At 68.2% G+C, this 19,868-nt stretch carries 15 protein-coding genes; 11 read left to right on the forward strand and 4 right to left on the reverse strand.

Features of this window, described 5'->3' with window-relative positions; all coding sequences use genetic code 11:
- Window positions 1-48: 48 nt before the first annotated feature.
- The 8 genes from ligA to ACPEH8_RS16070 all read left to right on the forward strand — a co-directional run bounded on the left by ligA (window position 49) and on the right by ACPEH8_RS16070 (window position 12,157).
- Window positions 49-2,511, forward strand: a complete 2,463-nt coding sequence (gene ligA / locus ACPEH8_RS16035) for an NAD-dependent DNA ligase LigA (RefSeq protein ID WP_313243412.1) — start codon at window positions 49-51, stop codon at window positions 2,509-2,511.
- Window positions 2,512-2,528: 17 nt separating this feature from the next.
- Window positions 2,529-3,014: a GNAT family N-acetyltransferase gene (locus ACPEH8_RS16040; RefSeq protein WP_017357436.1), complete on the forward strand. Its 486-nt coding sequence runs from the start codon at window positions 2,529-2,531 to the stop codon at window positions 3,012-3,014.
- Complete coding sequence (epmA, locus tag ACPEH8_RS16045) at window positions 3,011-3,955, forward strand: EF-P lysine aminoacylase EpmA (RefSeq protein WP_423667433.1); 945 nt, start codon at window positions 3,011-3,013, stop codon at window positions 3,953-3,955. The genes ACPEH8_RS16040 and epmA overlap by 4 nt, the downstream gene beginning before the upstream one ends.
- A 110-nt stretch (window positions 3,956-4,065) precedes the next feature.
- Window positions 4,066-4,782 carry a DUF3011 domain-containing protein gene (locus tag ACPEH8_RS16050; RefSeq protein WP_423667436.1) on the forward strand — a complete coding sequence of 239 codons (717 nt, stop codon included), beginning with the start codon at window positions 4,066-4,068 and terminating at the stop codon, window positions 4,780-4,782.
- Window positions 4,783-4,836: 54 nt separating this feature from the next.
- On the forward strand, window positions 4,837-5,919 hold the full coding sequence (gene mtnA, locus ACPEH8_RS16055; RefSeq protein WP_423667439.1) for an S-methyl-5-thioribose-1-phosphate isomerase: 1,083 nt from the start codon (window positions 4,837-4,839) through the stop codon (window positions 5,917-5,919).
- A gap of 150 nt (window positions 5,920-6,069) precedes the next feature.
- Window positions 6,070-8,778 carry a DNA gyrase subunit A gene (gene gyrA / locus ACPEH8_RS16060; RefSeq protein ID WP_017356951.1) on the forward strand — a complete coding sequence of 903 codons (2,709 nt, stop codon included), beginning with the start codon at window positions 6,070-6,072 and terminating at the stop codon, window positions 8,776-8,778.
- Between the two features lie 170 nt (window positions 8,779-8,948).
- Entirely contained in the window at window positions 8,949-11,444 is a 2,496-nt protein-coding gene (locus ACPEH8_RS16065; RefSeq protein WP_423667442.1) for a membrane-bound PQQ-dependent dehydrogenase, glucose/quinate/shikimate family, read from the forward strand.
- Window positions 11,445-11,704: 260 nt separating this feature from the next.
- Entirely contained in the window at window positions 11,705-12,157 is a 453-nt protein-coding gene (locus ACPEH8_RS16070; RefSeq protein WP_423667445.1) for an REP-associated tyrosine transposase, read from the forward strand.
- 298 nt (window positions 12,158-12,455) lie between these two features.
- Here the strand turns inward: ACPEH8_RS16070 and ACPEH8_RS16075 are convergent, their stop codons facing one another.
- Entirely contained in the window at window positions 12,456-12,848 is a 393-nt protein-coding gene (locus ACPEH8_RS16075) for a DUF3037 domain-containing protein (protein WP_017356597.1), read from the reverse strand.
- Window positions 12,826-13,602, reverse strand: coding sequence for a HipA family kinase (locus ACPEH8_RS16080; RefSeq protein WP_017356596.1), 777 nt, complete (start codon window positions 13,600-13,602; stop codon window positions 12,826-12,828). Before ACPEH8_RS16080 ends, ACPEH8_RS16075 begins: the two co-directional genes overlap by 23 nt.
- A gap of 177 nt (window positions 13,603-13,779) precedes the next feature.
- Here ACPEH8_RS16080 and ACPEH8_RS16085 point away from each other — a divergent pair, with 177 nt between their 5' ends.
- Window positions 13,780-16,254 (forward strand): S9 family peptidase, encoded by a 2,475-nt coding sequence (locus tag ACPEH8_RS16085; RefSeq protein ID WP_166473167.1) that lies wholly within the window; start codon window positions 13,780-13,782, stop codon window positions 16,252-16,254.
- Between the two features lie 117 nt (window positions 16,255-16,371).
- Window positions 16,372-17,175 (forward strand): SGNH/GDSL hydrolase family protein, encoded by an 804-nt coding sequence (locus ACPEH8_RS16090; protein WP_423667448.1) that lies wholly within the window; start codon window positions 16,372-16,374, stop codon window positions 17,173-17,175.
- 252 nt (window positions 17,176-17,427) lie between these two features.
- On the opposite strand, the gene ACPEH8_RS16095 is transcribed toward ACPEH8_RS16090, so the two are convergent.
- Complete coding sequence (locus ACPEH8_RS16095; protein ID WP_017356593.1) at window positions 17,428-18,429, reverse strand: hypothetical protein; 1,002 nt, start codon at window positions 18,427-18,429, stop codon at window positions 17,428-17,430.
- Window positions 18,430-18,541: 112 nt separating this feature from the next.
- On the opposite strand from ACPEH8_RS16095, the gene ACPEH8_RS16100 reads away from it, so the two are divergent.
- A complete protein-coding gene (locus ACPEH8_RS16100; protein ID WP_153165324.1) occupies window positions 18,542-18,925 on the forward strand; it encodes a hypothetical protein in 384 nt (127 codons plus the stop codon).
- 55 nt (window positions 18,926-18,980) lie between these two features.
- On the opposite strand, the gene ACPEH8_RS16105 is transcribed toward ACPEH8_RS16100, so the two are convergent.
- Complete coding sequence (locus ACPEH8_RS16105) at window positions 18,981-19,817, reverse strand: DUF2971 domain-containing protein (protein ID WP_423667451.1); 837 nt, start codon at window positions 19,815-19,817, stop codon at window positions 18,981-18,983.
- Window positions 19,818-19,868: the final 51 nt, after the last annotated feature.

Consider the following 19,868-nt stretch of genomic DNA (forward strand, 5'->3'; position numbering starts at 1 on the left):
TTCACCATCCGCGATAAAATCGGCAGCCCCTTCAGGATTGCCGACCGCATGAGCCCCAGCCCCGCCGAACGTGCCGACGTCCTGCGCCGCCAGATCGAGGATGCCGGCAAGGCGTACCACGAGCGCGACGAGCTGCTGATTCCCGACGCGGACTACGACGCGCTGGTGCGTGAGCTGGAGGCGCTGGAGCAGGCACATCCCGAGCTGGCCCGTGCCGATTCGCCGACCCGGCGCGTGGGCGGCAAGGCCTCTTCACGCTTTGCCGAAGTCCGGCATGTGGTGCCGATGCTGTCGCTCGGCAATGCGTTCAGCGATGAAGAAGTGCAGGATTTCGTGCGCCGCATCGGTGAGCGGCTGCGCCGCGACGCGCTGTACTTTTCGGCCGAACCGAAACTGGACGGCCTGGCGATCAGCCTGCGCTACGAGGACGGCCAGTTCGTCCAGGGCGCTACCCGTGGGGATGGTGCCACCGGCGAGGATGTCACTGCCAATCTGCGCCAGATCCGTGTGATTCCGCATCGCCTGCAGGGCGAGGGCTGGCCCGACGTGCTGGAGGTGCGCGGCGAGGTCTACATGGCGCGGGCCGATTTCGAGGCCTACAACGCCGACGCCCGTCTGCACGACGGCAAGGTGCTGGCCAACCCGCGCAATGCCGCAGCCGGTTCGCTGCGTCAGCTCGATCCGAAGGTGAGCGCGCGGCGCAAGCTGAGTTTCTTCGCCTACGGCACCGGTGAGGTGCGGGGCGGCGAGCTGCCGGCCACGCACTCGGCCACGCTGGCGCAGCTGCGCGCGTGGGGCTTCCCGGTCAGCGACCTGTGCCAGGTGGTGGAAGGGAGCGAGGGCCTGCTGGCGTACTACCGTGACATCGGCGAGCGCCGCGACGGGCTTGCCTTCGACATCGACGGCGTGGTCTACAAGCTCGATGACCGCGCCGGGCAGGAACAGATGGGCTTCGTCTCCCGCGCACCGCGCTGGGCGATCGCGCACAAGTTCCCGGCGCAGGAACAGACCACGACCGTGGAGGCCATCGAGATCCAGATCGGGCGCACCGGTGCGGCCACGCCCGTGGCGCGCCTGGACCCGGTGGCGGTGGCCGGGGTGATCGTGTCCAATGCCACCCTGCACAACGCCGATCAGATCGCGCGGCTGGACGTTCGCGTGGGCGACACCGTGATCGTACGCCGTGCCGGCGATGTGATTCCGGAGGTGGTGAGCGTGATCGCCGAGCGCCGGCCAGCCGGCACCGCACCGTGGCAGATGCCGACGCACTGCCCGGTATGCGGCGCGGAGATCGTACGCGAAGAAGGCGCTGCCGCCTGGCGCTGCTCGGGTGAGCTGAGCTGCCCGGCGCAGCGCAAGGAGGCCATCGCGCACTTCGCCTCGCGCCGCGCAATGGACATTGATGGCTTGGGCGGCAAGTACATCGACACCCTGGTCGATGCGGGCATCGTGCGCGGCGTGGCCGATCTGTACCGGCTGCAGCGCGATCAGCTGCTGCAGTTGAAGCTGGTGCTCGATGCCGGGTCGCCCGAGGCACTGGCCAGCCAGATCGGTGCCCACCTCCCGCCGGAGGCCAGTGGCGACTACCTGCGCGCGATCCTGCAGCTGGATGGCCGCGACGAGACCTGGCGCGCCCAGGCGCTGGCGATGCCGGCAGCGTTCGTCTGGAACACGAAGAAAATTGCCACCCGCTGGGCGGACAACCTGATCGCGGCCATCGACGCCAGCCGCGACACCACGCTGGAGCGGCTGCTGTTCGCGCTGGGCATCGAGCATGTGGGTGAGAGCACCGCCAAGGCGCTGGCTGCCTGGTTCGGCGACCTGGCGCTGATCCGCCGGCTGCCGTGGCCGCTGTTCAAGCGTGTGCCGGACATTGGCGGCGAAGTGGCGCGATCGCTCGGGCACTTCTTCGAGCAGGACGGCAACCAGAAGGCCATCGATGCTCTGATCACGATCGGCAAGGTGCGCATCACCGACACGCACAGGCCGTCGGCCAAGCTGCGCGACGGCCTGGACTTCGCCCAGGTGCTGGTGGAGGCCGAAATCCCGGGCATTACCCGTCTGCGCGCCGAGAAGCTGGTAGCCGCGTTGCCTGACGCTGCCACGCTGCTGGATGCCGAGCCGGTGCGTTTCGTCGCCGCCGGGCTGCCCAATGATGTCGCGCTGGGCCTGGCCGACTGGCTCGACCGCGACGGTCATGGCCACATGCTGCTCAAGGCCGAGGCCTGCCGGCAGGAACTCCTGGACCTGGCCCCGGACCAGGCGGAGCAGATTGCCGGGCCGCTGGACGGGCAGACCGTGGTGCTGACGGGCACATTGGCGCAGATGACCCGCGACGATGCCAAGGCGCGGCTGGAAGCGCTGGGCGCGAAAGTCTCCGGCAGCGTGTCCAGGAAGACCGCGTTCGTCGTCGCCGGCACCGAGGCGGGGTCCAAACTGACCAAGGCGCAGGAGCTGGGCGTGGAGGTCTGGGACGAAGACCGCCTGCTGGCCTACCTGGCCGCACACTGATTTCTACGAGACGTCGCATGCATACCGTACCCCTCGATTTCCGCCTGGCCACCGTGGCCGACGCCGATCTGCTGATTGGCCTGATGCGCGACTTCTACGCCGAAGACAAGCTCGATTTCGACCCGGCGCGCGTGCGTCCCGCGCTGTTGGCCCTGCTCGAAGAGCCGCGCAACGGCGAGGTGCTGCTGTGGCTGTCCGAGACCGGCGAGGTGGTGGGCTATGCGGCCCTGGCGATGGGCTTCAGCCTGGAGCAGGGCGGACACTTCGCGCTGCTCGATGAGCTCTACCTGCAGCACGCCGCGCGCGGCCGTGGGCGTGGCAAGCAGGCGCTGGCGATCCTTGAGCAGCGTGCCAACGCGCGCGGCGTCGCGCGGATGCGCCTGGAAGTGAACCATCACAACGAACTGGCGCGCCGCCTGTACCTGGCCACCGGCTACGTGGATGACACCCGCGACCTGCTGACCCTGCCGCTGGCCGAACGCCTGCGCGACGCGCGCGCATGATCGCGGCCCTGCGCCAGCGCGCCGCGCTCAATGCGTGCATCCGTGACTTCTTCGCCACACGTGGTGTGCTCGAAGTGGAAACGCCGATCCTGTCGGTGGCCGGCAATACCGAACCCAACATTGACAGCTTCCACACCCGTTTCAGTGGCCACGTCGATGCGGGTGAGGCGCAGCGCTGGCTGCGCACGTCCCCGGAGTATCCGCTCAAACGCCTGCTTGCCGCCGGTGTGGGCGACTGCTACGAGCTGGGCAGGGTGTTCCGCAACGGCGAAGCTGGCGGCCGCCACAATCCCGAGTTCACCATGCTCGAGTGGTACCGCGTGGGCTGGGACCATCACCGTCTGATCGGGGAAACGGCGGCGCTGGTACGCGCGGCACTGTCGCTGGTGCAGCGCGAGGCGCGCCTGGAGGTCATCGACTACCGCAGTCTGTACCAGCGCCAGCTCGGGGTGGACCCGTTCGAAGCGGACATCGACGCACTGCGCGCGCCGCTGTCGGAGATCCACATCGATCCGCAGGGGCTGACCCGCGACGACTGGCTGGACCTGCTGATGACCCACTGCATCCAGCCTGCGTTCGGTGACGATACGATGACGGTCGTGCACGATTGGCCGGCCAGCCAGGCCGCGCTGGCGCGCGTACGGCCCGGGACGCCGGCACTGGCCGAGCGCTTCGAGCTGTATCTGGGGCCGGTGGAGCTGGCCAACGGCTATCACGAGCTGAACGATGCCGCCGAGCAGCGGGCGCGCTTCGAGCGCGATCTTGCGGTGCGGCGCATGCGCGGCGCGGTGCTGCCGCCCCTGGACGAGGCGCTGCTGGCCGCATTGCCGCAGCTTCCCGACTGTGCGGGCGTGGCGGTGGGGGTGGACCGGTTGCTGATGGCGATGAACCGTACACCGGCGATTGCCGATGTCCTGGCCATCGATTTCGCCCGGGCCTGAACCGTTCCCGGCCAATTGCGTCTTGCGCACCGTGGATGATGATGCTCTGATCACACCCGATGTCAGAAGGTGTAACGCGTGATCGTTCAGTTGCGGCGGGGACCGTGTCGATGAAGGTGTTGGCCAGCGCAGGCATGCCGCTATGTTCGTTGTTGCTGTGGGCAGGGCTGGCATCGCCGGCCGTGGCGCAGTCGTCCGGCTATGCCGGGCAGGTGGTGCGCTGCGAATCGCGCGACATGGAATGGGTGCATTGCGACATGCCCGTGGACGGTGGCGTGGATATGGTCCGCCAGCTGTCGGAGAACACCTGTGTGCGCGGCTCCGAGTGGGGCACTGATCGCTCGGGGGTCTGGGTGACGCTGGGCTGCCGCGCCGAGTTCCGCGCCCGCACGCCGGTGACGGCCAAGCGCGCAGGCGAGCGGTTGACGCGGCGCGTGGTGCGCTGCGAATCCAATGGTCGCCCGCAGAAGTGCCCGGTGGTGCTGCAGGGTGCACCGGTGCGCCTGCTGCGCCAGTTGTCGGCGCTGCCATGCCGCGAGAACCACAGTTGGGGCGTACGCCGCAACGAGATCTGGGTGACGCGTGGATGCCAGGGTGATTTCGAAGTGGGGGCCGCCGACGGGTCCGGCTTCCTGATGGTGCCGCGACTGCTGACCTGCGAATCCAAGTCGCGCCAGCGTCGCTTCTGCGGTGCCAGCATCAACCACGGCGCCACGCTGTCCAGGCAGCTGTCCGGCAGCCCGTGCGAGCAGGGGCGGAGCTGGGGCTGGGACGCACGCGGGGTGTGGGTGGACGACGGCTGCCGCGCCGAGTTCTCGGTCAATTGAAACGGCCGCGCGTCCGGGCCTGACCCGACGCCGGCGCGCCGCTACAATGGCGCGATGAACGCATCCACCGACATCGACTACGCCCGCTACGACCACATCCGCCCGATCCTGTGGACCGGCGACGCCCTGCAACTGCTGGACCAGCGCAAGCTGCCGTTCGTGGTCGAGCACGTGGCGTGCCATGACAGCGATGCCGTCGCCGCGGCGATCCACGCACTGACCGTGCGCGGCGCACCCGCCATCGGCATTGCTGCGGCGTGGGGCGCGGTGCTGGCCGCCAACGACGTGCAGGCCGACGATGGCGCGCAGGCGCTGCTGAAGCTGGAGCCGGCGCTCCAGCGGCTCAATGCCGCACGGCCGACCGCAGTGAACCTGGCGTGGGCCCTGGCGCGCATGCGCCGCGCCCTGGCGCCGGCCGGCAGCGACTGGCGCGACGTGCTGGCGGCCGAGGCCCAGGCCATCGCCGATGAAGACCTGGCCGCCAACCGCCACATGGGCGCGCTGGGTGCCGGGCTGATCGAGGCCGGCGGCGGCGTGCTGACCCACTGCAATACCGGCTCGCTGGCCACCGCCGGCTTCGGCACCGCGCTCGGCGTGATCCGCGCCGGCATGGCCCAGCACCGCATCGCCCGCGTGTTCGCCGGCGAGACCCGCCCGTGGCTGCAGGGCGCCCGCCTGACCGTGTGGGAGCTGCAGCAGGATGGCATCGACGCGACCCTGATCGCCGACTCGGCCGCCTCGCACCTGATGAAGACCGGCGCGGTGCAGTGGGTGATCGTCGGTGCGGATCGCATCTGCGCCAACGGTGATACCGCCAACAAGATCGGGACGTATCAGCTCGCCATCGCCGCACGCCACCACGGGGTGAAGGTCATGGTGGTGGCGCCGTCCTCGACGGTGGACATGGACACCGCCGACGGCGACCAGATCGAGATCGAGCAGCGTGATCCCGGCGAGCTGTACGGCTTGGGCGGGGTCCGTACGGTGGCCGAGGGCATCGCCGCCTGGAACCCGGTGTTCGATGTCACCCCGGGCGCCCTGATCGATGCCATCGTGACCGAGCGCGGGGTGATCCTGAACCCGACCACGGCCAATATGCGGGCCGCCTTCGGGGAAGCCCCCGCAACGGCCCCGTAAGTTCCTGATTCTTGCCGGTAAAACCCCGGTAAAACGAGGCGGGAAACGGCCCGTTGTGGTAGACTTCAACGGTTAATCGAGATTCCGGCGCGGCCGCCCCGAAAGGGCTGGCTGCGACGGACTGGACCGCTACCAGACAACGGAACCCGAATGGCAGAAACCGCCAAGGAAATCATCCAGGTCAACCTGGAAGACGAGATGCGCAAGAGCTACCTCGATTACGCGATGAGCGTGATCGTGGGCCGCGCCCTCCCGGATGCGCGCGATGGCCTCAAGCCGGTGCATCGCCGCGTGCTGTTCGCGATGAGTGAGCTGAACGCGCACAGCAACAAGCCTTACTTCAAGTCGGCGCGTATCGTCGGTGACGTCATCGGTAAGTACCACCCGCATGGCGACCAGTCGGTGTACGACACGCTGGTGCGTCTGGCGCAGCCGTTCTCGCTGCGCTACATGCTGGTCGATGGCCAGGGCAACTTCGGTTCGGTCGACGGCGACTCCGCCGCGGCGATGCGTTACACCGAAGCGCGCATGTCCAAGCTCACCCATGAGCTGATGGCGGACATCGACAAGGAAACCGTCGATTTCCAGCCCAACTACGACGAAAAGGAACTGGAGCCGACGGTCATGCCGACCCGGTTCCCGAACCTGCTGGTCAATGGTTCGGCCGGTATCGCGGTGGGCATGGCGACCAACATCCCGCCGCACAACCTGACCGAGTCGATCAATGCGTGCATCGCGCTGATCGACAATCCGGCGATCGACGTCGACGGCCTGATGGAGTACATCCCGGGCCCTGACTTCCCGACCGCGGGCATCATCAACGGCACCGCCGGCATCGTCGCCGGTTACCGGACCGGTCGTGGCCGTGTGCGCATCCGCGCCAAGGCCGATATCGAAGTGGCCGACAACGGCCGCGAATCGATCATCGTCACCGAGATTCCGTACCAGGTGAACAAGGCCCGGTTGATCGAGAAGATCGCCGAGCTGGTCAAGGAAAAGAAGCTCGAAGGCATCAGCGAGCTGCGCGATGAGTCCGACAAGGACGGCATGCGCATCTACATCGAAATCAAGCGCGGCGAGTCGGCGGAAGTTGTCCTGAACAACCTCTACCAGCAGACCCAGATGGAGTCGGTGTTCGGCATCAACATGGTGGCGCTGGTCGATGGCCGCCCGCAGCTGATGAACCTCAAGCAGCTGCTCGAGGCCTTCGTGCGCCATCGTCGCGAAGTGGTCACCCGCCGCACCGTGTTCGAGCTGCGCAAGGCGCGCGCCCGTGCGCACGTGCTGGAAGGCCTGACCGTCGCGCTGGCCAACATCGACGAGATGATCGAACTGATCAAGACCTCGCCCAATCCCAACGAAGCGCGCGAACGCATGCTCGCCCGCCTCTGGGAGCCGGGCCTGGTGGGGTCGATGCTTGGTGCCGCCGGTGCCGAGACCTCGCGTCCGGACGACCTGCCCAAGGGCGTGGGCCTGATCGAGGGTGGCTACCAGCTGACCGAGATCCAGGCCACCCAGATCCTGGAAATGCGCCTGCACCGCCTGACCGGGCTGGAGCAGGACCGCCTGACCGAGGAATACAAGCAACTGCTGGAAACGATCGCCGGGCTGATCCACATCCTGGAAGATCCGGACCGCCTGCTGCAGGTGATCCGCGAAGAGCTGATCAACGTGCGCACCGAGTTCGGCGACGAGCGCCGCACCGAGATCCGCCACAGCGAAGAAGACCTGGACATCCTCGACCTGATCGCGCCGGAAGACGTGGTGGTCACCCTGTCGCATGCCGGCTACGTCAAGCGCCAGCCGGTCAGCGCCTACCGCGCCCAGCGCCGCGGTGGCCGTGGCCGCAGCGCGGCGTCGACCAAGGAAGAGGATTTCATCGAGCAGTTGTGGCTGGTCAACACACACGACACGCTGCTCACCTTCACCAGCTCGGGCAAGGTGTTCTGGCTGCCGGTGCATCAGCTGCCCGAAGCCGGTTCCAATGCCCGTGGCCGCCCGATCATCAACTGGATTCCGCTGGAATCCGGCGAGAAGGTGCAGGCCGTGCTGCCAGTGCGTGAATACGCCGATGGTCAGTTCGTGTTCTTCGCCACCCGCAACGGCACGGTCAAGAAGACGCCGCTCAGCGAGTTTGCGTTCCGTCTCGCACGCGGCAAGATCGCCATCAATCTCGATGACGGCGATGCGCTGGTGGGGGTCGGCCTGACCGATGGCGAGCGTGACATCCTGCTGTTCGCCTCCAACGGCAAGACCGTGCGCTTCGCTGAGGACAAGGTCCGCTCGATGGGCCGTACCGCCACCGGCGTGCGCGGCATCAAGATGGCCAAGGGCGAGGAAGTGGTCAGCCTGATCGTGGCCGAGAGTGCCGGCGGCAGCGAGGACGACAACGATGATGACACCGTCATCGACGAGACCGTGGGCGAGAATGGCGATGCCGTGATCGAGAACGGGGTGGATGACGACAACGCGTTGTACATCCTCACCGCTACCGAGAACGGCTACGGCAAGCGCACCCCGCTGCCGGATTACCCGCGCAAGGGGCGTGGCACCCAGGGCGTGATCGGCATCCAGACCACCGAGCGCAACGGCAAGCTGGTCAGCGCGGTGCTGATGGGGCCGCGCGACGAGGTGCTGCTGATCTCCGATGGCGGCACCCTGGTGCGCACCCGCAGCTCGGAAATCTCGCGCGTGGGCCGTAACACCCAGGGCGTCACCCTGATCCGCCTGTCCAAGGACGAGAAGCTGCAGGCGGTCGAGCGCATGGATGCCTCGCTGGATGACGGCGCCGACGAAGAGGGCGCCGACGAGGCGGCCGCGACCGCTGCCGCGCCGGTGGTGGCACCGCCGGACGCGTAACGCGGTTGCGTTGCGGTACCACGGAAAACGCCGGCGCCTGCCGGCGTTTTCCGTTGGGGGTCCAGGCACGGCTGGAAAGAACGCGCCGCGTTCACGACCCCGGTGGGATAAGGACCCACAGGACCGGTGCAGACGCTGGCCGGCGGTGCAGGGGAAGGGAGGAGCGCGCGATGTCCGCCACGACGCAGGCCCGCTACACCCGCCATTGGCTGCTGGGTGTCCTGGCGATGATCCTGCTGGTGCTTGGCGCGGTGCTGGTGCTGGGCGGCGGCTGGTTGGCCCGCCTCGGCGGTTCCTGGTACTACGTGCTGGCCGGGGTCGGCCTGCTGGTGGCCGGCGTGCAGTTGTGGCGCGGACGGGTCAGCGGTGCGGCGTGCTTCGCACTGGTATTGGTGGGCACCGTGCTGTGGACCTGGTGGGAGTCGGGCAGCGACTATTGGCGGTGGGTGCCGCGCCTCGGACTGATGGTGGCGTTGGCCTTCATGCTCTGCCTGTTGCTGCCGCGCCTGCGACGGCCGGTATCCCGCGCTGTGTCGCGCAGTCTGGCCGGTGTCCTGGCGCTGGTGTTCGTGGCGGCCTTCAGCCTGGCGTTCGTTCCGCATGGCGTCACCGCAGCCGTGGGTGCCTTCCCCGAGCCAATGGTCGCCGCCGGGCTGGCGCCGACAACCGAGGCGGCGCTGCAACCGGCCGACCGGCCTGCCGATGGTGACTGGACCGCGTACGGCCGCAGCAACGCAGCCACCCGGTTCTCGCCGTTGCAGCAGATCACCCCGGACAACGTGGGAACCCTGCAGCAGGCCTGGGTATTCCGCACCGGCGATCTGCCGGACAAACGCTGGGGCGCGGAGACCACCCCGCTGAAGATCGGCGACCGCCTATACCTGTGCACCGCCCGCAACCAGCTGATCGCCCTCGATGCCGCCGACGGGCGCGAGCGCTGGCGCTTCGATCCCAAGGTCAGGAATGCCTCGATTCCGTACACCGCCGCCTGCCGGGGCGTCGCCTACTACGAGGTGCCGGCCACCGCGCAGGACGCTGCACTGGCCGACGTTGCCGCCGACCTGGCCGTGCCGCAGGTGGGCGTACCGCTGCTTACCCAGGTGCCGCGCGGCGCCTGCGCGGCGCGCATCATCGAGGGCACGCTGGATGGCCGGCTGATCGCGGTCGATGCCGCCACGGGAAAACCGTGCGCCGGTTTCGGCAACAACGGCCAGGTCGACATCACCCTTGGCATGGGCGAGACCCCGCCGGGCTATGTCTCGATCACCTCGCCGCCGGCCATCGTGCAGGGCGTGGTGGTGACCGGCCACCAGGTGCTGGACGGCCAGCGTCGCGATGCGCCGTCCGGCGTGATCCAGGCGTACGACGCAGTCACCGGCGCGCTGCGCTGGGCCTGGGACATGGACCAGCCGCAGCGCAGCGGTGCACCGCCGCGCGGCCATACCTATACCCGCGGCACGCCGAACATGTGGACCACCGCCACCGGTGACGACGCGCTGGGGCTGGTCTACCTGCCGATGGGCAATGCGGCGGGTGATTACTGGAGCGGGTCGCGCACCGAGGCCCAGAACCGCTACGCGACCTCGCTGGTCGCCATCGACGTCAACACGGGCAAGCCGGCGTGGCACTTCCAGGCGGTGCGCAAGGACGTGTGGGACTACGACCTGGGCTCGCAGGCGACGCTTGTCGACTATCCCACCCCGGCCGGCAAGGTGCCGGCCATCCTGCTGCCGACCAAGCAGGGCGACATGTATGTGCTGGATCGCCGCACCGGGCAGCTGCTCACTCCCGCCGAGGAGCGCCCGGTGCCGGGTGGCGGGGTGGAGCCGGAGCAGCGCTCGCCCACGCAGCTGTTCTCGCTGTACCACACGCTGCGCAAGCCCGACCTGACCGAGCGCGACATGTGGGGCATGACCCCGATCGACCAGCTCGTCTGCCGCATCCAGTTCCGCAGGGCGAGCTACCAGGGTTTTTACACTCCCCCGACGCCCGACCGCCATTCCATCGAGTACCCCGGCTACAACGGTGGCTCGGACTGGGGCAGTGTCGCGGTGGATCCACGTCGCGGGGTGATCGTGGCCAACTACAACGACATGCCCAACTACAACCGGCTGGTGCCGCGCGCCACGGCGGACAGACTGGGCTGGCTGCCGCGCGAGGAGGTGCGCGCCGACAAGGGCGGCGCCGAAGGGGCGGGGGACCCGCAGGTGGGGACGCCGTACGCCGTCGACGTCAACGCCGGCTGGCGACTGCCGTTCACCCGTCTGCTGTGCAAGCAGCCGCCGTATGGTGGCATCCGCGCCGTCGATCTGCGCAGCGGCAAAACGCTGTGGGACCGCCCGTTCGGCAGCGCCCGCGGCAACGGTCCGTTCGGCATCCGCTCGGGCCTGCCGATCGAGATCGGCACGCCCAACAACGGCGGTTCGGTCGTCACCGCCAGCGGCCTGGTCTTCATCGCTGCTGCCACCGACGACCTGCTGCGCGCCATCGACCTGAAGACCGGCAAGGAGCTGTGGCACGCCCCGCTGCCCGCCGGCGGCCAGGCCAACCCGATGATCTACGAGCAGAACGGGCGGCAGTACGTGGTCATCATGGCCGGCGGCCACCATTTCATGGAAACCCCCGCAGGCGATTACGTGATCGCCTACGCGCTGCCGAAAACGTGACGACGCACGCTGGCCCACGCCCCGTAGAGCCGGGTTCTACCCGGCTGCTCTTCAACGAAGCCAAGCAACCTGATGCAAGCCCGTAGAGCCGGGTTCTACCCGGCTGCTCTCACGCACGATCATGCAAGCCGGGCAGCGCCCGGCTCTACAAGGTGCCTGCGCACCCGATGACAAGATCACATCAGATCGGGTATTCCCCTGACACGACACCGCAGCGCCCCCTGCTTCAAGGTTCGCGCAGCCTCGCCCACGATGCAGACATGGCGAGTCCTTCTCTACAACGCGGACGCATCTCCTGCGAGGGCAGCTACTACGTCGTCACCACGGTTACGGCGCAGCGCACCCGCCTGTTCGTCGATACCGCCAATGCGCAGGAGGTCTGCTACTGGCTGCGCACCTCGGATGCCCAGGGCCGCACCGACTCCCTGACATGGGTGGTCATGCCCGACCATATCCACTGGATGTTCCGCCTGCGCGACACACCACTGTCGATCGTGATGCGAACCTTCAAGTCGCGGTCGGCCAAGGCCCTCAACCAGAGCAACAGCACCCGGGGCACCGTTTGGCAACCGGGCTACTACGACCAGCTGCAGCGCGACGATCGCCATCTGTTGGCCGCGGCCACCTACATACTCGCCAACCCGCTGCGCGCCGGATTGGCCAAGGGCATGAACGATTACCCCTTTGCCTGGTGCCGATGGCCCCTCCCGTAGCGCCGGGCTCTGCCCGGCGGGTGTCAGGTGTGCATGTGCCTGACGCAGGGCAGCCGGGTAGAACCCGGCTCTACGGGTGCGCGTGCGTGGCGCTTGGTAGCGCCGGGCTCTGCCCGGCGGGTGTCAGGTGTGCATGTGCCTGACGCAGAGCAGCCGGGTAGAACCCGGCTCTACGGGTGCGCGCGCGTGGCCTTGGTGACGCCGGGCTCTGCCCGGCGGGTGTCAGGTGTGCATGTGCCTGACGCAGGGCAGCCGGGTAGAACCCGGCTCTACGGGGTGCGCGCGTTTGCGCGTTGCGTTACTGCGGTACCCGCACCATCCGGGTCATCAGGTGCTCCACCACGTTCTCCGGGTGCGCGGTCCGGCCCACGTGGGTGCTGGACATCTGGACCACCGAGCTGCGCTTGGCGGTCAGGAAATGGAAGCGCGCGCGTGCCGGAAGCCGGGCGATGGGACCGGCGTTGGCGTCGCCACGGCAGATCGCCACGATGGCGTCCAGCCACGGTTGCAGCGCGTCCCTGTCCAGGCCGGGCGCGAACGCCTGCATCCGCGCCGCATCGATTTCGATCGCCGCTTCCAGGTGCTTCGCACCGGGGCAAGACACGATCACGCCGACGTTGATGAACTCCTCGCGCTCCACCCGCGGTACCACGCGGATGACGGCGTAGTCATACGTGTGCAGTGTGGGCACGGACGGCCTCCTGGACGAAGGCGGCGCGCATGCGCAGGCGATGGGTGAGGTAATCGATATACGCCTGGCGATACGCCGCCGGGCTGTCGAACGCGGGTTCGTCGACCAGCCAGCTGTCCGGCACCAGGCCGACGATGCGTTCGATTTCCGCGTCGGGCAGCAGCGCGGCCAGCGCGGCGTCGATCGCGTCGATCTGCGTGGCAAACGGCAGCAGCACGTGGTCCCGGATCAGCATGAAGGGTTTCACGCAGGCATCCCCGGCGGTGGCCCAGTCATGGTGGAAGTACATCGCCGCGCCGTGGTCGATCAGGTACAGCTGCCGGTGCCATACCATCAGATTGGGGTTGCGCGCGGTGCGGTCCACGTTGCTGGTGAATGCGTCGAACCACACGATGCGCGAGGCGAGGTCGGCATCCACCGCCATCGCTGCCGGGTCGTAGTTGAGCGCGCCGGGCAGATAGTCGCTGCCCAGGTTCAGGCCTTCGCTGGCTCGGATCAGGTCCTGGATCTCCGGGTCCGGCTCGGTGCGGGCAAACTCGCGATCCAGCTCGACGAACACGATCTCCGGAATCGGCAGGCGCAACGTGCGGGCCAGCTCACCGGCGATCAGCTCGGCGATCAACGCTTTCGGCCCCTGGCCGGCACCCCGGAACTTGAGCACCACCATGCCGTCGTCGTCGGTTTCGACCACGGCGGGCAGCGAGCCACCCTCGCGGAGCGGGGTGATGTAGCGGAGGGCGTGAACAGTGCGCACGGCGGCATCGGCAGGGAATGTGCGCGCATCTTACCGTGACGGTGCGCGGCCGGCCGGACGCGCACCGCGTTGCCGCATCGGGCGACTAGCCCTTCCGGCCCATTCCCGGCCCGCGCGGCGGTGCTAGATTCGGGATATCGCCCCTGCACGGGCACCGAACACCACAAGGGGTAAAGGATGCTGATCCGTCGTACCGCTCTTGCCGCGGCCGTCGCCACGGCCGCGTTCGGCCTGCTGGCCGCCGGCCCGGCCTTCGCCGACTATGCCAAACCGCCGGAACACCTGCTCAAGGTGCTCAAGGCGCCGCCGCCGCCGATGCCCAGCGTGGACCCCACCGGCCAGCGTCTGCTGCTGACCACCGCGCAGACCTACCCGTCGATCAGCCGTGTCGCGCAGCCGTACCTGAAGCTGGCGGGTGTGCGCCTGGAGCCGAAGAACCGCAGCCGCCACGACACCCAGGGCGGTTATGGCATCCCGGCCTGCGTGGCCGATTTCACGCTGGTGGATATCGACAGCCGCAGGCACACGCCGGTGGCGCTGCCACAAGGCTGTGCCGGCAACGCGCAATGGTCGGCCGACGGCCAGCGCTTCGTGTTCCAGAACGCGGTGGATACCTCGGTGCAGCTGTGGGTGGGAGATGCCGCGACCGGACAGGTCAAGCAGATCCCGGGTGTACAGCTCAATCCGATCTTTGGCTACACCGTGCAGTGGCTCGGCGGCAGCCAGAACCTGCTGGTCAAGCTGGTGCCGGCCAACCAGGGGGCAGCGCCGTCCAATGAGGATGGCGCGGCCGGCCCGGACATCCAGGAATCGCTCGGCGCCAAGGGTGAGAGCAGCACTTACGAATCGCGCGACACGCTGACCAGCGTGCATGACGAAAAGCTGTTCGCCTACTACGGCCAGTCGCAGCTGGCAGTGGTGGATGCCAAGGCCGGCAGCGTGCGTCCGATTGGCGCGCCGGCGCTGTACAACGATGTCACGGCTGCGCCGGATGGCGTGCACGTGCTCACCGAGACGCTGAAGGCGCCGTTCTCGCACGCGGTCACCTACCAGCGCTTCGCCAATGACGTGGCCGTGCTGGACCTGGGCAGCGGCCGCAGCACGCCGGTGGCCAGCCTGCCGCTGGCCGATCGCGTGCCGGTGCACGGCGTGCCGGAAGGCCCGCGCGACTTCGACTGGCGCTCCACCGATCCGGCCACACTGGTGTATGCCGAAGCGCTGGACAAGGGCGACTGGAAGGTCAGCGTGCCCCATCGTGACCGCGTACTGATGCTCAAGGCGCCGTTCACCGGGACGCCGGTGGAGATCGCGCGTACCGCGCAGCGCTTCGAAGGCATCGCCTGGAGCGCGGACCCGGCCGTGTCGTTCCTGTACGAGAACGACGAGAATCGCCATTGGCGCCAGACCCGCATTGTCGATGTGGACCGTCCCGGGCAGGAAGGGCGGCTGCTCTGGGATCTGTCCAGCGATGAGCTTTACGGCGACCCGGGCAACCTGGTGTTCACGCGTCTGCCCAACGGGGCCAGCGTGGTGCGCCAGGACGGCAACCACGTGTTCCTGCGCGGGCAGGGCGCCTCGCCGCAGGGCGACCGTCCGTTCCTGGACCGCCTGGACCTGGGCTCGCTGAAGAGCGAGCGCCTGTTCCGCAGCGCTGCCGATGCCTACGAGCAGGTCCTCGGTTTTGCCGGCACCACCGGCCGCGTCCTGACCTGGCACCAGTCGGTGACCGACGCGCCGAACGCGTTCATCCGCACCCTGGGCGAGCGCGATGCAGCCGCTGCCAAGGGCGAGGCGGCGTTCGCGTCCACCCCGGCCGCGCTGACCCAGCTGACCGATCCGACGCCGGAGGTGCGCAAGATCCAGAAGCGCCTGGTGACCTACAAGCGCGCCGATGGCGTGGACCTGTCGTTCACCCTGTACACGCCGCCGGGTTACAAGGAAGGCCAGCGCGTGCCGGCGATCCTGTACGCGTACCCGGCCGATTTCGCCAACGCCGCGCAGGCCGGCCAGGTGTCCGGCTCGCAGCAGACCTTCACCCGTCTGGCACCGTACCGCCTGATGCTGCTGGCCGGCTACGCGATCATCGACAATGCATCGTTCCCGATCGTTGGCGATCCGAAGACCGCCTACGACACCTACCTGGAACAGCTGGAAGCCGATGCCAGGGCCGCGGTGGACAAGGCCGTGGACATGGGGGTGGTGGACCGCAACCGGATCGGCGTCACCGGGCACAGCCACGGCGGCCTGATGACCGCCAACCTGATCGCGCACACCGACCTGTTCAAGGCCGGCGTGGCGACCAGCGGTTCGTACAACAAGACGTTCACGCCGTTCGGCTTCCAGAACGAGCGCCGGTCGGTGTGGCAGGCGCAGGACGTGTATCTGAAGGCGTCGCCGTTCTTCTACGCGGACAGGATCAAGCTGCCGCTGCTGCTGGTCCACGGTGAGGATGATGCCAATCCGGGCACCGAGCCGTTCCAGTCGCGCAAGCTGTTCCAGGCGATCCGCGGCAACGGCGGCACCACCCGCCTGGTGATGCTGCCGCATGAGCCGCACTGGTACACCGCACTGGAATCCAACGAGCAACTGGTATCGGAAATGCTCAACTGGTTCGACACCTATGTGAAAAACGCACCGGCCGGCAAGCACTGACGGCGCGCTGACGCACGCGACGGCCGCATCCCGCGGGGTGCGGCCGTCTGCGTCTGGGCGCGATGCAGGGGCAACCGGCGGTAGACTTGCCGTTCGCATCGAACCGGAGCAACCGCCATGCCGCAGTCGGCACACACCGTGGCCCTGACCGCCGCCTTCGCCCTGCTCGGGGCGCCGCTGTCCGGCTGTGCAGCCGCGGATGCGCCGCCGATCGGCCCGCCGGCGGTCAATCCGCTGTACGTGACGCCTGCGGAAGCGCTCACGCCGGACCAGGTCCGCTACCTCCAGCAGCAACTGCGCGACTGGCCGCAACTGGAGCGTTATCGCGCGGAAAACGCGGCGCTGCCGGTGGCGCAGGCGGGGCAGCCGCGTGTGGTGTTCTTCGGTGATTCCATCACCGAGGGCTGGGGGCCCACCGGCAGCGGCACGTTCTTCCCAGGCAAGGGCTACGTCAACCGCGGCATTTCCGGGCAGACCACCGCGCAGATGCTGCTGCGGTTCCGCCAGGACGTGATCGCCCTGCAACCGGCGGTCGTGGTGATCCTGGCCGGCACCAACGACATCGCCGGCAATACCGGCCCGGCCACCCAGGCGATGATCGAAGACAACCTGCATGCCATGCGCGAGCTGGCGCAGGCGCATGGCATTGGTGTCGTGCTGGCCTCGGTGCTGCCGGTCAGCGAGTATCCGTGGCAGCCCGGCGTGCATCCGGCACCGAAGGTGCGGGCGCTCAACGCCGCCCTGCAGCGCTATGCGCGCGACCAGGGCGTTGTGTATCTGGATTACTACCGCGCGCTGGCCAATGCCGACGGTGGGCTCGATCCTGTCCTGGCCACCGATGGCGTGCACCCCACGCCTGCCGGGTATGCGCGCATGGCGCCGCTGGCCGAGCAGGCCATCGCCGAGGCGCTGGGGCGATAACGGCGCGCGTGGTTGCCGCAGGCGGCCGCGTTTCCAGCGGCCACGTACAGAAACCGGTCACCGCGTGTCTGCCCCGCTGTCCCGCGACACCCGCCAGCACCGGCGTGGCCCGTTCAACGTCAACCGCCGGGGCGAAGGACATCTGCGGGTGACTGCTCGCCGAGGCAGTGGATGCCACGCTGCCGACCAGCACACGGGTCGGCGGAGACGTCTGTGCGCGCCATGCCGCAGGTGCCGTCCCCACGTATCCGCTCAGGCCAGCGGCAGCGTCGCCTCGGCGCGGGTGAGGCGGTCGTGCAGGTCGCGCACCGCCTCGGCCCGGGCATCGGTGCGGTTGGCTTCGCCGAGCGTGCGCAGGTAACGGCAGGCAGCGAATGCCGCCGCACGGCGTTCGTACTCGGCGATCCAGGCCAGCCGGTCGGGCAACTGTGCCTGTGCCGGCGTCCACGCCGCCGACGCCGGACGCACATGGCGGGCGATGCCGATCCGCCACGGTTTGGGCGTCAGGCGTGCACGGAAGCAGCGCTGCAGCGCACACATCCGCGCATACAGCGGGTCGCCGCGCAGCGCGCCGAAGAACCCGGCAACCGCCGGGTCGTCCGGCAGGAACGTGGCGTGCATCGCCAGCACGCGCAGCCCGGCTGGCGTGCGATACACGCGCAGGTGCCAGTCCGGGTGCTGCCGGGCGAAGGCCTCCACCCGCGCCATCGCCCGGGCCTCCACGCCGCCCGCGTTGGCGAACGCGCGGCGCTTGATGGCCGCCACCACGGCGTTGGCGACGATCACCACCAGCGTGGCCACCACCACTGCCGGGATGGCCCGTCCGAGGCCGGGCACGCCCTGCCACGCGGCGCCCACGACCATCGCCACGCCCGCCCAGAGCAGCAGGGCACCTTTCAGGTCCAGTGCGAATCCGCCGGGGGGCGATTCAAAGTCCACATCCCCGAACAGCACGTCCGGGGTGTTCAGGCACAGCGCGCCATAGCTGTTGCGCGTGACGACCACATCGCCGTGGCGCGACACGATCTGCTCGCGGATCGGTACGCCTTCCAGTCCATAAGGGGTGCGTCGCTCCTGCCGGGGGAGGTCGTTGCCGGCCAGGATCGCCGCGAGCGCCTCGCGGGCGCGCACGTCGGCATGCGCCTGCGCGGCGGCCTCGCTGTCGTCGGACCAGCCCATGCGGGTCACGGTGATGCTGCGGCGCTGCTGCTTGAGCTGCAGGCGGGCTTCGGCCCAGTAGTCGGGAACGATCACGTGCGTCCTTGCCGGCAATGTCGAACGGAGCGGCGAGTGTCGCATGCCACGCGCGCGCCGCAGATGGCGCGGTGCTTGTTGGCACGCGGCTGCTCTTCTAAGATCCGCTGGCATGCGCCCTGAACCGCCCGAGATCCCCCGCTTCCGTCCCTCGATCGCCCTGGCTGGCAGGGTCTGGGCGCTGCTGGGAACCGCCAGCGCAACGGTGACGGCGGTCGCTGTGACCGTGATCCGCGCCTGGGTATACCCGGCGTTTTCCGACGCGTTCCAGTCGATCGGCGTTGTGCCGCCCTTGGTCACGCGGGCGTTTGCCAGCGGCGCGCCGCTGGTGTGGCTCGCCCCGCTGGTGCTGGGCGCGATGTGGGCCTTCGGTCCACGCAAACCGGGCTGGCACCTCCTGATCGGCCTGATCGGCATCTGCACCGTGTTCATCGCCGCGCCCGTGACCATCTTTGCCCTGTACCTGCCGATGATGGCGGTCAACGCGGCCATCTGATCCCGGCGCCCTGCCACGTCACCGCGCACCGGCTGTGGCATGCGAACGGCATCTTCTACCCGGCCGGGAGGTGGGATTCCATTCGGTACTCCTGCCGTGACAAGGCCATCGTATGCACCGGGATACCACTCGCAGCACAGATATCTCGGATGCGCGATGCGTTGTCGGCCGATATCCTCGCGCCGAGATGAACTGCCTTCAACGGCGCGGGAAGTGCCATGCACCGGCGGGTTCGGTCGTCGGGATACACGATTCTCCATTCCTGCTCGTACGTCCAATCCCTGGCCTTGCACAGTGACGCTGCCATCGTGAAGGCATGATTGACGTCGTCCTTGTCGTTCATCGCAGCGGCAAGGACCTCGGTGATGTCCAGAAGGCAGTCCGTGTAGGCAACAGGCCAGAGACACAGTGACGGGTAGTCATTCCGGTGGCAGGTCGTGAAGTCGTACTCCATCGCGAACCCGCGATGGTTGTCGGCGTAGTGGCTCCACATGAGGATGGAATCAAGGCGCTCGGTGAAGCTGCAGATCTTGTAGGAATCCCGCAGTTCATCGACGAGGACGGACAGGCTGTTCGGAGGCCCCGAACCCTGCTGAAGACGGTCATCTGCGTTGTTGTTGTCAGGCGCGCCGAATACGAAGGAGTTGCGGCTCAGGAAGCCGGGGTCCGCGCAGAATGCGGTGTCATACGGGTCATTGAACTCGCTGGCCGGGCTCAGGTGAATCGTCGCGTTGGCCAGGTTCTCGAACGAAAAGTCGGTGCAGCCCCTGAGCTTGTAGAGCTTGCTGGGTAGATTGGCGCCCCTGGCCTCAATAGCGTCGTAAAACGTGAGATCAGAACGCCGCGCCACCGAAAGCACGGAAATCACCTTCTGTACCCAGGCTCTATCCACGACAGTCACTCCTTGCCAGCTGAAACCAGCGAGTGTGCTGAACCTGGTTGA

The organism is Stenotrophomonas sp. NPDC077461, assembly GCF_049545475.1.
GTDB classification, from domain to species: domain Bacteria; phylum Pseudomonadota; class Gammaproteobacteria; order Xanthomonadales; family Xanthomonadaceae; genus Stenotrophomonas; species Stenotrophomonas nematodicola.

Bases quoted from the DNA above. Each gene is read 5' to 3' on its own strand.
- ACPEH8_RS16065 (WP_423667442.1), top strand. From the start codon at position 8,949: ATGTCCGCCACGACGCAGGCCCGCTACACCCGCCATTGGCTGCTGGGT.
- ACPEH8_RS16085 (WP_166473167.1), top strand. From the start codon at position 13,780: ATGCTGATCCGTCGTACCGCTCTTGCCGCGGCCGTCGCCACGGCCGCG.
- ACPEH8_RS16050 (WP_423667436.1), top strand. From the start codon at position 4,066: ATGAAGGTGTTGGCCAGCGCAGGCATGCCGCTATGTTCGTTGTTGCTG.
- ligA (WP_313243412.1), top strand. From the start codon at position 49: ATGAGCCCCAGCCCCGCCGAACGTGCCGACGTCCTGCGCCGCCAGATC.
- ACPEH8_RS16090 (WP_423667448.1), top strand. From the start codon at position 16,372: ATGCCGCAGTCGGCACACACCGTGGCCCTGACCGCCGCCTTCGCCCTG.
- ACPEH8_RS16070 (WP_423667445.1), top strand. From the start codon at position 11,705: ATGGCGAGTCCTTCTCTACAACGCGGACGCATCTCCTGCGAGGGCAGC.
- mtnA (WP_423667439.1), top strand. From the start codon at position 4,837: ATGAACGCATCCACCGACATCGACTACGCCCGCTACGACCACATCCGC.
- epmA (WP_423667433.1), top strand. From the start codon at position 3,011: ATGATCGCGGCCCTGCGCCAGCGCGCCGCGCTCAATGCGTGCATCCGT.
- ACPEH8_RS16040 (WP_017357436.1), top strand. From the start codon at position 2,529: ATGCATACCGTACCCCTCGATTTCCGCCTGGCCACCGTGGCCGACGCC.
- ACPEH8_RS16100 (WP_153165324.1), top strand. From the start codon at position 18,542: ATGCGCCCTGAACCGCCCGAGATCCCCCGCTTCCGTCCCTCGATCGCC.
- gyrA (WP_017356951.1), top strand. From the start codon at position 6,070: ATGGCAGAAACCGCCAAGGAAATCATCCAGGTCAACCTGGAAGACGAG.